The sequence below is a fragment of the Meridianimarinicoccus zhengii genome, from assembly GCF_003254465.1.
Lineage (GTDB): Bacteria > Pseudomonadota > Alphaproteobacteria > Rhodobacterales > Rhodobacteraceae > Meridianimarinicoccus > Meridianimarinicoccus zhengii.
The window spans coordinates 1-14703 of the sequence record NZ_QDFI01000012.1; the positions used below are offsets into that span (position 1 = coordinate 1).

Below are 14703 nucleotides of genomic sequence, written 5' to 3' on the forward strand. Positions count from 1 at the left end.
GCTGAAAACTGTCGCGGCAATCGTCAGAGCGGCCAGCCAGAAGTTTGTTCAGCCTGAACTACCGCGGGCCGACGGCAAGTGCCGAAATCCCAGGCATGCCGATTTGGCCCGGCCTTTCAGGGGCCGCCCGTCAAGGCAGGGACAGGAAGGGCATGAGACGGCGGGTAAAGACCTCTGCCCCATGTGCGTTGAGATGCCGATTGTCAGCGAACCAGTCCAGGCGCTTTCCGTCAACGTCCCTGTCCCACACCGCCGATCGCGGGATCACCAGAGCACCCGCATTCCCGAGCGCTTCGATTGCTCGGTCAAGTGCGAAGTCTCTGTCAATAATCGAAGACAGGCCGGCCGCACGTGTCGCGTTGTCCAACGCGTCTTCATAGGGCGGGACGAAAGGCGCCCCCGCAATCACGATCAGTTCGACCTTCGACCCGGACGCCAGGACCGCGATCCGCTGCAAGGCAGCAATCGAACGATCCAGAATTTCAGGATCTTGATCGACTGCCACCTTGACCAGACGCATGATGAAATCCGTCACTTGTTGAATCTCCTCGACTCCGGCTGGATCAGGAAGTTGCGGAAATTCGAACTGCGCCCAGGGCGACCGTCCCGGCGGATCAAGGACGTTCATTACAGCCGCATGAAACGCTCTTGAATTGGACGAAAGGGGTATCTTGCGAGGGGGGAGGAAGTTGGCTTCCATCCATCCCCAGATGTCGCCGTCTATCAGGGCAAATGGAGAGCTGCTTGTCGTGAGTATGTAGGCCGCATCGCGGGGCGCCGGGTTGACCGCCTTGAAATCCTGCCGTGCACCGTTGTCCTGATAGAGCTGGTTCGCATCAAGTACCATGAATACGTATTCCGGAGAACCACCACGACGCAAGAACTGCTCAAAGATCTCCGCGGCCTCGAAAAGATCAGCCGCCGGGAGCCACAAGGGGACATGCGTGAGCCCGAGCAGGCCAAAATCGATATCGACGTTGTAGGATGCCCCGATCGTGACAGCGGACACATCGAGGCGATCCGCCGATTGGATAGAATTAAGTCTGTTGGGCATGATGGGGAACACGGTGTCCCGATAAAACCAAATCAGCGACTTGAGTGCCGCAAGCAGGACCACCGCGAACAGGATCGTGCGGAACGGCGAGAACGACCTGGCGGCTTCAGAACTGAAAATAGACAAAGGCATCGCTCTCTCCCTTTTCGTTCGAAAACGCGACTATGAACAGAATTAGTCCAAGATAGAGCAGCCAACGCCACACAACAGATGGGGGAACCTCGTCCAGCAAAGTGGGCCTCAGTCGGTGACCGAACCATAGCAGGGTCCCAAGAAACGCAGAAAAAAGCTCGGGCTTGTGACGAATTTCATCGGAGAGGATGTCATCAAGGCTTAACTGCAAGAGTTGCCCATATACGTTCAAAGCATGCGAAACCGATGGAGAAAGAAAGAGCGTTCCGAAAATCGCGCCGAGAAAAAGGGTTCGACCAATCCGCACCAGTCTCCAGAAATCTCCGGATGGCAGGGTCCAACCGTTCCGTGCACACAGGGTTTCGATTACAATGGTCAGGCCGTGCAGGAAGCCGAAGAGGATGAATGTGATATTGGCGCCATGCCAAAGCCCCACTATGATGAAAGTAAATAATATCAGACCGTATCGGCCCGCCCGGGACGACACAAGATTTGCAAGCGGTGCATGGAGATAGTCGAAAATCCACTTTGTCAGCGTCAAGTGCCAGCGCTGCCAGAAGTCGCGAATGGTCGTCGCAGTCATTGGAGACCGGAAATTATGGGACAGCTCTATGCCAATTAGGCGGGAGGAACCGCGCGCAAGATCCGTATAGCCAGAAAAATCGGCATAGATATAGAAGATCGACAACGCAGCGGCGATGATGAGACTGATCGCATTCGCACTCGGGTCGCCTTCATACACCTCGGCAAAAAATGGTGTCAGACCGGCCACGATTACAAGTTTCTTCACAAGTCCGGATAGGATCAGCAGGCAACCACTTCGGAATCTCGTCCAGTCGAACGGGCGTTGTGCGCGAAGCTGGGGCAACAGATCCCGAGCCCGTTCGATAGGTCCGGCGATCAGCTGCGGAAAATAGGCAACGTAAAGGAAAAAGTAACCCGGATGTCGTTCCGGGAGCTGCTTTCCCCGGAAAACATCGATCGTATAACCCATTGACTGAAGGGTGAAAAAGGATATCCCGATTGGCAGTATGAACTGGTCTGCCGTGGTCACGAAGCCACCACTGGTCAGATAGCCAAGGCCATCCTGAAATAGGATGCGATACTTGAAATATCCCAGCAGAATGAGATTTGTGGCGATACTTGTCGTCAACAGTCCGACGCGGAGAGCCTTGCGTCTTGTGTAAAACAGAGAAAGCCCGCTCACATAGTCGACGGTTCCGGACACAAGTAGGAGCCAGACCAGACCGAACTGGGACGTCGCATAAAAGATATAGCTTGCGGAGACCAGAACGATCCAGCGGGTCCATACCGGCAGCAAGAGATACGACAGGAAGACGACACAAAGCAGGATGGCATATTCATATGTGTGAAACAGCATGCGGCGCCCCTGACTGAAAATTCCTCTTCAACAAAGGACAGCCATCCTCCGGGATGCGCGAAGTCATGCCAATTTTTTGCGAAGGTGAATACGGCATTAGGTACGGTCAGTGGAAGTCATACAAGACGGTTCGCGTGCGCGAACGTTGACCGTCGTGTGCCATCACAAACGGGCATTCACAACTCCATCTATGCGGGATCTATCCTGCGCGGCGTACGCGACGATATCTCCCGAGTGCACCATAATGGCCTGAGGCCATGTCTCGCAACGTCCATTCCGCAGGCAACGTTCCGAACATTCTGGCGCGTTTCCGCGAACCACCGCCACTTCTGAACAGTGCAACGCCGGGTGCGCTGTAGCTGGACAGCGAGCCTGAGCGCAAGCATCCTGTCCGAAGCATCTATCTCCTGGTCCAAAAAGCTGCCGATCGCGTCTCTGCTGAATCCACCACCCACGACGAATGACCTGGCTAAGCGTGACACAGGTCAACTTGCCGCTCGGCTTCTCGTTTCACCGGGTTTAGGGCCAGACGGTCCCCATGGATTCGATCCGTGGACATAACCTGGTTTCGGAACGAAGCACTGACGCGTCCAGCATCGGGAACCCGGATTCCTTTGGTCAACGCTAGGAGAGCGAGTCCCGATGCTGGCGTTCTTCACCCGCGGTGGCGTCCGCGGTGCGATCCTCTCCGGCGCGCCGGAACATCCGGGTGACGATCACGAAGAAAAGCGGCACGAAGACGATGCCAAGCACGGTCGCCGAGATCGTACCGCCCAGTACGCCTGCCCCGATGGCGGTGCGCCCGCCGGCGCCCGCGCCGCTGCTCAGCACCAGCGGAAGCACGCCCAGCGAGAACGCCATCGACGTCATCACGATGGGCCGGAAGCGCTGGCGCGCGGCCTCCACCACGGCGTGGATGACGCGCTCGCCCTGCTCGTGGCGGTCGCGCGCGAACTCGACGATCAGGATCGCGTTCTTGCCGGTCAGGCCGATCACGGTCAGCAGGCCTACCTGGAAGAAGACCCCGTTCTCGAACCCGCCCAGCCACGCGCCGATCAAAGCGCCGAGCACGCCGATGGGCATGGCGAACATCACCGCGAAGGGGATCGACCAGCTTTCGTAGAGTGCCGCGAGCGACAGGAATACCGCCGCCAGCGACAGCGCATAGAGCAGCGGCGCCTGGTTGCCGGACTGCCGTTCTTCCAACGACAGGCCCGTCCACGCAATGTTGTAACCGCCGCCAAGATCGGCAACGAGCCGCTCCATTTCTGCCATCGCCTCCCCGGTGGAGACGCCGGGCGCAGGCGAGCCCTGGATCTGGATCGCAGGAATGCCGTTGTATCGGTAAAGGCCCTGCGCGCCGTAATCCCACGACCCGGTGGCGAAGTTCGAGAACGGCACGAGCCCGCCCGAGGCGTTGCGCACCCGCCATTTCTCGATGTCGGACGGGGTCGCTCGTGCCCCGGCCGCACCCTGCACGTACACGCGCTTGATGCGGCCCTGGTCGAGGAAGTCGTTGACATAGGCACCGGCCCAGGCGACGCGCAGCAGGTCGCCCACGTCGGTCGGCGTCACGCCCATCGCGCCGGCCTTGCGCCAGTCGATGTCCAGGTTGAATTGCGCCGCATCTTCCAGCCCGCTGGGCCGGGCCGAGGCGATCAGCGCGCTTCGCGACGCGGCCCCCAGAAGCTGGTTGCGCGCCGCCACGAGTTCCTCGTGGCTTTGCCCTCCACGTGCCTGAAGGTAAAAGTCGAAGCCCGAGACATTGCCAAGCTCGATCACCGAAGGCGGCACGATCGGGAACACCATGGCGTCGCGGATCTGGCTGAATGCGCCAAAGGCGCGACCGGCGAGCGCCTGCACACTTTCGTCCGGCTCGGTGCGTTCCGACCAGTCCTTCAGCTGCACGAAGGCCAGGCCCATGTTCTGGCCCTGCCCCGCGAAACTGAATCCGACGACACCGAACATGCTGTCGACGACGCCGTCTTCCTGCGAAAGGTAATAGGCTTCCACCTCTTCCAGCACATCGAGCGTGCGCTGTGCGGTCGCGCCGGTCGGCGCCTGGATCAGGGTGAAGAGGATTCCCTGGTCCTCTTCCGGCAGAAAACCTGTCGGCGTGCGCGCGAACAGCAACGCCATCCCCGCGGCCAGCAGCAGGTAGACCACGCCGACGCGGACGGGGCGGTTGACGCTCCACCGCACGGTGGCGGCATAGCCCGCCAGAACCGCGCCGAAGCCGTGGTTGAACCATCCGAAGGGCCCGCGGCGGGCGGCGTGGACCTTGGGCTGGAGGATCGAGGCGCACAGCGCCGGGGTCAGGGTGATCGCCACGACCACCGACAGCGCCATTGCCGACACGATGGTGATCGCGAATTGCTGGTAGATCACGCCGGTTGATCCGGGAAAGAACGCCATCGGCACGAACACCGCCGACAGCACCAGCGCGATGCCGACCAGCGCGCCGGTGATCTGGCCCATCGACTTGTGGGTCGCCTCGCGGGGGCCAAGCCCCTCTTCCTCCATGATCCTCTCGACGTTCTCGACCACCACGATGGCGTCGTCCACCAGCAGGCCGATCGCCAGCACCATGGCCAGCATGGTCAGCGTGTTGATGGTGAACCCGGCCGCTGCCAGCACCCCGAACGTGCCCAGAAGGACCACGGGCACGGCAAGGGTCGGGATCAGCGTGGCGCGCAGATTCTGCAGGAACAGCAGCATCACCAGGAACACGAGCCCGATCGCTTCGAACAGGGTCTTCACGACCTCCTTGATCGAGATCTCGATGAACGGTGTGGTGTCGTAGGGGATGACGTAATCGACGCCATCGGGGAAGAAGCGGGCGAAATCCGCCATCCGGGCCTTGACCCGGTCCGCGGTGTCCAGCGCATTGGCGCCGGGGGCGAGGCTGATCGCCATGCCCGACGCCGGGTCGCCGTTGAACCGTGATATCGTGGCGTAATTGTCCGCCCCGATCTCGACCTCCGCCACGTCGTCGAGCAGCACGAGCCCGCCATCGGTTTCCGCACGCAGCACGATCTGGCGGAAATCCTCGGGCGTTCTCAGCAGCGACTGCGCGGTGATCGTCGCGTTGAGTTGCTGGCCCTCCAGGGTCGGGCGCGCACCGAAAGCGCCGGCGGAAATCTGGGCGTTCTGCGCGGACACGGCGGCGACGACGTCCGACGGTGTCAACTCGAATGCCGCAAGCCGGGACGGATCGAGCCAGATGCGCATCGCGTACTGGGCGCCGAAGACCTGCACCGAGCCCACGCCCTCGATGCGGCTCAACTCGTCCACGAGATTGGTGACCATGTAGTCGGACAGGTCCACCTGCTCCAGCGCGCCGTCGGTGGAAATCAGGCCGATCACCATCAGGAAGCCGGCCGACGATTTCTCGACCGTCACGCCCTGGCGTTCCACGACGTCGGGCAGCAGCGGCAGCGCCTGGCTGAGCTTGTTCTGGACCTGCACCTGCGCGATGTCGATATCGGTGCCGGTCTCGAAGTTTAGCGTGATCTGCGCGCCGCCTGCCGACGTGGATTGCGACGAGAAGTAGCGCAGCCCGTCGATGCCGGTCATCTGCTGCTCGATCACCTGCGTGACGGTGTTGGCCACCGTGTCGGCCGATGCGCCGGGATACGACGCGCTGACCGACACCGAGGGAGGCGCGATCTGGGGGTACTGTGCCACCGGAAGCGTGCGGATCGCCAGAAGCCCGATGCCCATGATCAGGATCGAGATCACCCACGCGAAGACCGGGCGGTCGATGAAGAAACCTGCCATCGTCTCGCCTCTCTACTGCGCCGTCGCCGACGTGTTGCCGGATGCCGCGCGCGGCTGCGCGGCAACGGTCGCGCCGGGAGAGGTCTTCTGGAACCCGGCCACCATGACGCGTTCCCCGTCCGACAGGCCCTCCGATACGACCCAGTCGCTGCCGCGATCCTGCAGGACGGTCAGGCGGCGTTCGACCACCGTGTCATTTTCGTCCACCACCCATGCCACGGGCCGACCCCGGCGGTCGCGCTGCACCGCTTCCTGCGGGACGAGGAAGGCATCCTCGACCACCTCGACCGGCAGTTGCACCTGCACGTACATGCCGGGCAACAGCAGCGTCGCGGGGTTGTCGAACTGCATCCGCAGGGTCACGACGCCGGTCTGCGGGTCGACATTCGGCTCGGCCGCGGTGAGCGTCCCGGTTTCCCCGAAGTCCGAACCGTCGGCAAGCGTCAGGCGCACCGTCTGGTCGCCGCCGGCAAGCTCCGCCTCGGCCTCGCCGCGCTGCCAGCGCAGCAGGTCGGCGGCCGATTGATTCACGTCTACGTAAACGGGATCGATGTCGCGGATCACGGCGAGCGGCTGGTCCTGACTGGCGGTCACGAGCGCGCCGGCGCTGGTCTGCGCCAGGCCGATGCGGCCTGACAGGCGCGCGCGGATCGTCGTGCGCGAGAGTTCGATCTCGGCGGTCTTCAGCTGCGCGCGCGCCACCTCCAGCGCGGCGGCGGCGGAGTCGCGGGCCGCGATCGCGTCGTCATAGGCCTGTTCGCTGGCGACGTTCCGCGCCTGCAATGCGTTGATCCGTTCCGCCTCGCGCTCCGCGGCGTCGAGTTGCACCTGCGCCTGCGTGACACCCGCGCGGGCCTGCGCCACGGCGGCCTCGTAGCTTGCCGGATCGATCGTGAACAGCGGATCGCCTGCCGACACCTCCGCGCCCTCGCGGAACAGGCGTTCGGTGATGATGCCGTTCACCTGCGGCCGCACCTCCGCCTCGGCCGAGGCCGCGACACGACCCGGCAGCGTGCTGGTCAGCGTAACATCCTGTGCCGCGACGCTGACGACGGTGACCGGCGTGGGCTGGCCGGATTGTTGCGCGTGGGCCGGCGCCAGCCCCAGCGCGAAGACGACGAAGACGGGTACAAGGACAGTCTTTGGACGGAATCGGAACATGGCGGGCCCAGGGGCAGGGGTCATTGGTGGGCGCACCAATGCCGATTGCAAAACTCTGCCGTTTCCTTATTGGCCGCCGGATGGTAACGCAAGCGCCGGATCGAGTGGCGTCTCGGGGGATTGCGATGAACAGTACGCCGCCGCGGCGCAGTGCGGCCTGCGCAGGACTGACGCCAGGGCCCGGCCGCCCCGTTGCCTTGCCGCCCGAGACGCGGCGCACACGAATTTTCGAGGCACTCGAAGCGGTCTATACCGATACGGGTCTCGACGGCGCGAGCATGGACGCCATCGCGCGACGGGCGGGCATGTCCAAACGCACGCTCTATGCAATGTTTTCCGGGCGTGACGACCTGCTGCACGCGTATCTCGACCGGGTCGGCGGCGGCTTCGTGCGCCGTCTCGATGCGTCGGAACGGTGCCTGCCGTTGGCCGAACGGCTGAACTGCTTGCTGACGCCGCGTGCCCAGCCTGCCGGTTATGGCCTTCCGGTGGAGATCCTGCGTGCGATCATCGCCCAGGTGCCAACCCGGCCGGAAATCGGACGCGATCTCGTCATGCGGCTCGCCGCCGCAAATCGTCGTGTGGTGACCGAAGAACTGGATCGCGCGGTTGCCGACGGCGCTTTGACGCGTATCGACACGTCCGCGGCCGCCGATCTGCTGCTCGATATGGTGCGCCCGTGGCCGGTCGAATGTCTGCTCGACCCAACCTGCATCCCAGACGCGGACGGCCTATCGGCGCGCCGTGCGCTGGCCGTGTCGGTCTTCCTGGGAGGGGTTAGCGCAAATTAGCCGGCTGCGCGCACCCGGAGAAAGTACCGGCACCCACAAGACCGCAACGTAGCGGCTTTGGGCTTTGGGCTTTCAGCCGGGACCAGCAGCTTAAGAAAGGCTGTGCGCCACCCGGATCTGACGCGCGAGAAGTCTCAAGGGCGCGGCGTGCACGGCTCCGACCCGTTGCGATCCGCTGAGCCGGGAAATTGCGGCAGGCCACCGACATAGACCTGCGCGATGGCGCGGTCGTCGCCCATCATCTGCAGGATGAACAGCTCTTCCGCCAGTGTCGTCGCGCGTTCGGACCGGAGCGCCATCGCCGCGGTCGCACAGGCGTCGAGCACCACGATGTCGGCCTCGGTCCCTTCATCGAGCGTTCCGATACGGTCCTCGAGGCCCAGAACCACGGCATTTCCGCGCGTGATCCAGTGGAACGCCCGCAGCGGGTGCATGGACTGGTTCTGAAGCTGCAAGACCTTGTACCCTTCGTTCAGCGTCTGAAGCATGGAATAGCTGGTCCCCGCCCCGACATCCGTCGCGATGCCGTTGGTGATGCCGCGCCCGCGCAAACCGGCATCGTCGAACAGGCCACTGCCAAGAAAGAGGTTCGAGGTCGGGCAGAACACCGGATGCGATCCGGTTTCGGCCAGCGCGTCGATCTCGCGGGGGGCGAGGTGGATCGCATGCCCTAGCAGCGTCCGCGGGCCAAGCAGCCCGTGGCCCTCGTAGATATCGAGATAGTCGCGCGCATCCGGATAGAGTTCCGCAGTATAGGCGATTTCCGCGTGGTTTTCGGACAGGTGGGTCTGCACGTGGCAATCGGGATGCTCCGCGACGAGCGCGCGGGTCATTTCCATCTGGTCGGGGCTGGAGGTGATCGCGAAACGCGGCGTGATGACGTAGCCGTTTCGGCCCTTCCCGTGCCAGCGCGCGATGAGGGCCTTGCTGTCGTCATACCCGGATCGCGGCGTGTCGCGCAGCCCGTCGGGCGCGTTGCGGTCCATCAGGACCTTGCCGCCCAGCATCCGCATCCGGCGACGCGTCGCCTCGGCGAAGAACGCGTCGACGCTTGCGCCGTGGACGGAACAATAGGCGACAGCCGTCGTCGTGCCATGCGCGACCAGCTGGTCAAGAAACGCCGCCGCCATCCGCGCGCAGTGATCCGCGTCCGCGAAGCGGGTTTCCTCGGGGAAGGTGTAATTGTTGAGCCAGTCCAGAAGCTGCGCGCCCCAGGACGCGATGACCTGCACCTGCGGAAAATGGATATGCGTATCGATGAACCCGGCCATCATCAGGTGCGGACGATGGTCCACGCACAAGGCATCGGGCGCGTGCGGCGCGATATCGGGGAACGCGCCGGACCGGACGATCAGGCCGTCCCGCAGCAGAAGCGCCCCGTCCTCGATATAGGTGTAAGCGTCGGTGTCATTTCCGTCCGCCGGTTCGCGGTGAAACGTCAGCAACCGGCCGCGCAGCAGGGTTTCGGTCATGCAGACCTCTGGATTGCGGGTTTCGGATCAATCCGGGGCAACCGGGCGGCCGCCCCGGGGTGCAGGGTTCAGGCCCGGGGTGCCGGCATGCCGTCATCCAGGAAATCGGGTTCGTCCGGCACGATGATCCGGTTTTCCAGGTCCTCCTTGGGCGCAACACGCGGGTAGAGATACAGGAAACCGCCGACGATCAGGTAGCCGATGGTGATCCCGTCCAGTTGCGGCATCTGCAGCGTGAAGGAATGGATGATCCCCACCGACGACATCGCCGCCGCCGCGATGGCAAAGGCACCGGCCATGCGGAAGCGCCCGTCGATCACGTCGGCAACGATGGCGCCCCAGACAAGCCCGGTGATGATCGCCCCCTGGCTGAGCGCCAGGTGCCCCTCGTAATGCGCGCCTTCCATCAGGAGCGCCGCCGTCAGACCGTCGTCGCCCAGCGACGGAAGCCCTTCGACCCCGGTGCTGCGCAGCGCATTCATCAGCGATCCCCACTTGACCATGAGAAAGGCCGAGATGTGCGGCAGGATCGCGAAGGACACGGCGGCCATGTGCATCGGCTTCACCGCCCACGCGGTGTTCGTGATCAGGCTGACCGACACGAAGACCAGCACCGGCGCCGCCGCGGCGATCGGGATCAACCCGGCGAGGAACGACAGGAAGCCGAAGAACGCCGCTACCGCGATAACCAGCGCCACGCCGACGATGTAGCCCGCATGGGCATCGAGACGCTTGTAGGCGGGGTGGCCGATATAGACCGTCGTCGGAAAGGGCGACCCGAAAAGCGCCCCGATCATCGTGCCCGCGCCGTCCGTGACCTGACACAGGCCGACCGGATAGGCATCGCCCGCGGCCTCGGCGGATTCGACGTTGTTCATCGTTTCGATGAAGTTGTAGATCTGCACCGGGATCAGAACGAGAAACAGCTCGGGATTGGCGAACAGGTACTGGATGCCGACGACCAGATCACCGAAATACGGTACCGGCGGGTAGAAGCCGATCCCGCTGGTGTCCAGCGACGCCTTCCCGAGCACGATGGCGATCAGCGTGCCCGCACCGATGGCAACGAGCCCGGCCGGAACGTTGCCCGGCAGGCGGAACCGCCCGATCAGGCCCCAGAGAATGAACAGGAGCGACGTGAAGCCGATGATCGGGTTCTCGAAAATCTCGGCCAGCGGCACCGACCCGATGAAGACCAGCGCGATGCCGCACAGCGTGCCCAGCATCCCCGCCCGCGGCGTGATGCGCTTGAGAAAAGGACCGACCAGCGCGCCGAGCGCCGCGACGATACCCCCCATGAAGCCCGCGCCGATGCCCACCTGCCAGGCCAGCAGCGGATCGTCGGTCGCCCAGTAGATCGGCCCGATGACCCCGAACAGGTAGACGAACATCACCGGCGTCGAGATGCCATACGGCAGCGCGGTGACATCGCGCCCATGTTTCTGCGCGGCCCATTTCGCAAGCCAGGTATAAACCGCGACACCGGCCAGAATGGCGATGGCGGCACCGGGAACGATCCGCCCGAAGACGATGTCGGCCGGCATCTGGAAGACGAACTGGCAGACCCCCGACAGGATCAGCAGGTTGACGAGGTTGTCGGTGAACAGCGCCCAGAAAGCGCTGAAATCGCTGCGTGCGAACAGCTTGTAGTGATAGGTCCTCCCGTCCATGACGGACTCCTCCTCTGATGTGACCGATCCGCCGGCTGACAGATGTCAGGCCGACAGTCCCTCCCGGTCGGTTGGTTTGCCCCTTGCGGGCGGTCGATGTGCCTTGCGCGGTGCGGATGCGGCAGCGGTTGCGGTCAGCGTGGCGACCACCTCGGCCACCACGAACGCCGCGATGACGTCGGGCCGCTTGTCGTCGCTTCCACCCGCCCCGATGGGGCAGGTCAGGTCGTCGATGCCCAGCCCGTCGCACTGTGTATTGACCCAGTTGCGGAATTTGGCGCGCTTGGTGGCCGACCCGATCATGCCGACATAGGCGGCATCCCCGCGTTCCAGCGCGGCCGAGGTCAGCAGGAAATCCAGCGCATGGTCATAGGTCAGCACGACGAAGGCGCTGCCCGCCGGGGCGCTCCAGATGTCGATCTCGGGAATGGCGCTGAGACGGGTTTCGACCGCAGCATCGCACAGCGCGATTTCCGCCGCACGCGTATCCACAAGGATACAGCGCACGGGCAGATGTTGCAGCAGCCGGGCCAGCGCCCGTCCGACATGCCCGGCCCCCATGACGTATACATGGGGCCTGTCGTTGTCCTGCGCGTCCATTCGCTGGCGGGCCGCAGCCTTGTCGGACCCGCGCATCCGCGACAGCGACAGTTCCACGCGGCCACCGCAGCATTGCCCGATCTCGGGGCCAAGCGGCACGTCCATGTCCCGGTACAGCGCCCCGTCGCGCAGCATGTCGCGGGCGGCCTGCACCGCCATGTGTTCAAGCTGCCCGCCGCCGATCGTGCCGAACAGACCGGTCGCCGAGACGTACATCTCGGCACCCGCGTCACGCGGCGACGAGCCACGCACGCGGGTCAGGGTCACGTGGATCGCGGCGTCGCTTGTCTCGAAGAACCGCGCCAGACCTGTGAGGGAGGGGTTCATCGCCTCACCCCCCATTCCGGAGACGGGCAACCGCCATCAGGACACGTTCGGGCGTCGCGGGTGCGTCGAGCCGCGGACATTCCCGGTAGTCCGCCACGGACGCCACCGCCATTGACAGCGCCTCGAACACCGAAATGCCCAGCATGAATGGCGGTTCGCCCACGGCCTTGGACCGCTTGATCGTCAGTTCGCGGTTTTCCGACCAGTCGGCGAGGTTCACGTTGAAGACACGCGGCCGATCCGACGCGAGCGGGATCTTGTAGGTCGACGGCGCATGGGTGCGCAGCCGCCCGGCATCGTCCCACCACAGTTCCTCGGTGGTGAGCCATCCCATGCCCTGGATGAACGCCCCTTCCACCTGCCCCTTGTCGAGCGCCGGGTTCAGCGACCGGCCGACATCGTGCAGGATATCGGTGCGTTCGACCCGGTATTCGCCGGTCAGCGTGTCGATGGTCACCTCGGAACAGGCCGCGCCATAGGCGTAGTAATAGAACGGCCGCCCCTGCCCCCGCGCCCGTTCCCAGTGGATCTTGGGGGTCTTGTAGAATCCGGCCGCCGATAACTGGACCCGTGCGAGATAGGCCTTCTTGATGAAGGCATCGAAGGTCAGTGCCTCGTCGCCGACATGCACCCGGTTGGCGGCAAAGCGCACCCGTTCCGGCGCCACGCCCCAGTGATCCGCGGCAAAGGCGATCAGGCGCGACTTGATCTGTTCGACTGCATCCAGCGCCGCCATGCCGTTGAGGTCGGTGCCGCTCGACGCGGCGGTGGCCGAGGTGTTGGGCACCTTCTCGGTCGTGGTCTTGGTGATCTTGATCCGCTCGAAATCCACCTGGAACGCTTCGGCCACCACCTGCGCCACCTTGGTGTTCAGGCCCTGCCCCATCTCGGTGCCGCCGTGATTGAGATGGATGGACCCGTCATTGTAGACATGCACCAGCGCCCCGGCCTGATTGTACCATGTCGCGGTGAACGAGATGCCGAACTTGACCGGCGTCAGCGCGATACCCTTCTTCAGCACCGGCGAGGTGTCGTTGAACGCGACGATGTCATTGCGGCGCTGCCGGTAAGCGGCGCCCTCTTCCAGCTCCATCACCAGGCGATCGAGGATATTGTCCTCGACCGCCTGATGATAGGGCGTCAGCGTCCGGCCTTCACCGCTATAGAAATTGGCCTTGCGCACATCCAGCGGGTCCTGACCGGTCGCATAGGCGATCTCCTCGATGATCCGTTCGGCCGCGATCACACCCTGCGGGCCACCGAAGCCGCGAAAGGCGGTGTTGGACACGGTGTTCGTCTTCATCGGGCGGCTGGTCAGGCGCACATGCGGATAGAAATAGGCGTTGTCGGCGTGAAAAAGCGCGCGGTCGGTGACCGGGCCGGACAGGTCGGCGGAATACCCGCAGCGTGCCGCGAACGTCCCGCCCACAGCCTCGATCCGGCCCGCGTCGTCGAAGGCGACATCGTAGTCGATCACGAAATCATGGCGCTTGCCGGTCGCGGTCATGTCCTGATCGCGGTCGGGACGGATCTTGACGGCGCGGTTCCATTTCTTCGCGGCCATCGCGGCGACGGCGCAAAAGAGGTTCATCTGGCTTTCCTTGCCGCCGAACCCGCCGCCCATGCGCCGCACGTTCACCACCACGGCATTCGACGGCACGCCAAGGACATGGGCCACCATGTGCTGCGCTTCGGACGGGTGCTGGGTCGAGCAATGCACGACGATGTCGTCATCCTCCCCCGGCATGGCAAAGGCGATCTGCCCTTCCAGATACATGTGATCCTGACCGCCCACGGTCATGCGCCCGGTGATCCGGTTCCGGGCCCCGGACAGGGCCGTGTCCACATCGCCGCGTTCCAGCTTGAGCGGGGCGGTCACATGCGGATACCCGGCCTCCTGCGCGGCGATGGGGTCGAGCGCATGGGGCAGCACATCGCAGTCGATCCGCGCCAGTTCCGCCGCGCGCCGCGCGGCATCGCGGGTTTCGGCCACCACGGCAAACAGCGGCTGGCCGTGAAATTCGATCCTGTCGGTCGGAAAGACCGGCTCATCGTTCTGGCCCGTGGGGCTGATGTCGTTCACGCCCGGCACGTCGTCTGCCGTCAGAACGCCGACGACGCCCGGAAAGGCCAGCACGTCCGTCAGATCGATGCCGTTCAGCCTCGCGTGCGCCACGGTCGACACGCCGAGATAGGCGTGCAGCGTGCCTTCGGGCTGGCCGATGTCGTCGGTGTAGTCCGCCCTGCCCGTCACATGCTTGATGGCGCTGTCGTGGATGCGGTCGGTATGCGCCGCGCCGGAAACGAAGTGCGTATCTTTCATGGTCTCGCCCTT

9 protein-coding genes are annotated in these 14703 nt (G+C 64.1%); 1 reads left to right on the forward strand and 8 read right to left on the reverse strand.

Translation table 11 applies throughout. The features are described 5' to 3' along the window. Positions 1-130: 130 nt before the first annotated feature. From DDE13_RS05715 to DDE13_RS05730, 4 genes are all read right to left on the reverse strand, one after another. Complete coding sequence (locus DDE13_RS05715; protein ID WP_111402348.1) at positions 131-1186, reverse strand: hypothetical protein; 1056 nt, start codon at positions 1184-1186, stop codon at positions 131-133. Further along, positions 1161-2567 (reverse strand): MBOAT family O-acyltransferase, encoded by a 1407-nt coding sequence (locus tag DDE13_RS05720; protein ID WP_111402350.1) that lies wholly within the window; start codon positions 2565-2567, stop codon positions 1161-1163. Before DDE13_RS05720 ends, DDE13_RS05715 begins: the two co-directional genes overlap by 26 nt. A 624-nt stretch (positions 2568-3191) precedes the next feature. Beyond that, positions 3192-6347, reverse strand: coding sequence for an efflux RND transporter permease subunit (locus DDE13_RS05725; RefSeq protein ID WP_111402352.1), 3156 nt, complete (start codon positions 6345-6347; stop codon positions 3192-3194). A gap of 12 nt (positions 6348-6359) precedes the next feature. Beyond that, the gene (locus DDE13_RS05730; RefSeq protein WP_111402354.1) at positions 6360-7508 is read right to left on the reverse strand and encodes an efflux RND transporter periplasmic adaptor subunit; all 1149 of its coding nucleotides are present in this window, start codon (positions 7506-7508) and stop codon (positions 6360-6362) included. 125 nt (positions 7509-7633) lie between these two features. On the opposite strand from DDE13_RS05730, the gene DDE13_RS05735 reads away from it, so the two are divergent. Next, positions 7634-8299 (forward strand): TetR/AcrR family transcriptional regulator, encoded by a 666-nt coding sequence (locus tag DDE13_RS05735; RefSeq protein WP_111402356.1) that lies wholly within the window; start codon positions 7634-7636, stop codon positions 8297-8299. 134 nt (positions 8300-8433) lie between these two features. Here DDE13_RS05735 and guaD read toward each other — a convergent pair whose 3' ends face one another. From guaD to xdhB, 4 genes are all read right to left on the reverse strand, one after another. Continuing rightward, positions 8434-9771, reverse strand: a complete 1338-nt coding sequence (gene guaD / locus DDE13_RS05740) for a guanine deaminase (protein WP_111402358.1) — start codon at positions 9769-9771, stop codon at positions 8434-8436. Between the two features lie 68 nt (positions 9772-9839). Next, entirely contained in the window at positions 9840-11441 is a 1602-nt protein-coding gene (locus tag DDE13_RS05745) for a xanthine/uracil/vitamin C permease (RefSeq protein WP_111402360.1), read from the reverse strand. 45 nt (positions 11442-11486) lie between these two features. Continuing rightward, entirely contained in the window at positions 11487-12368 is an 882-nt protein-coding gene (gene xdhC, locus DDE13_RS05750) for a xanthine dehydrogenase accessory protein XdhC (protein WP_111402362.1), read from the reverse strand. Positions 12369-12372: 4 nt separating this feature from the next. Beyond that, complete coding sequence (xdhB, locus tag DDE13_RS05755) at positions 12373-14691, reverse strand: xanthine dehydrogenase molybdopterin binding subunit (protein ID WP_111402364.1); 2319 nt, start codon at positions 14689-14691, stop codon at positions 12373-12375. Positions 14692-14703 lie beyond the last annotated feature (12 nt).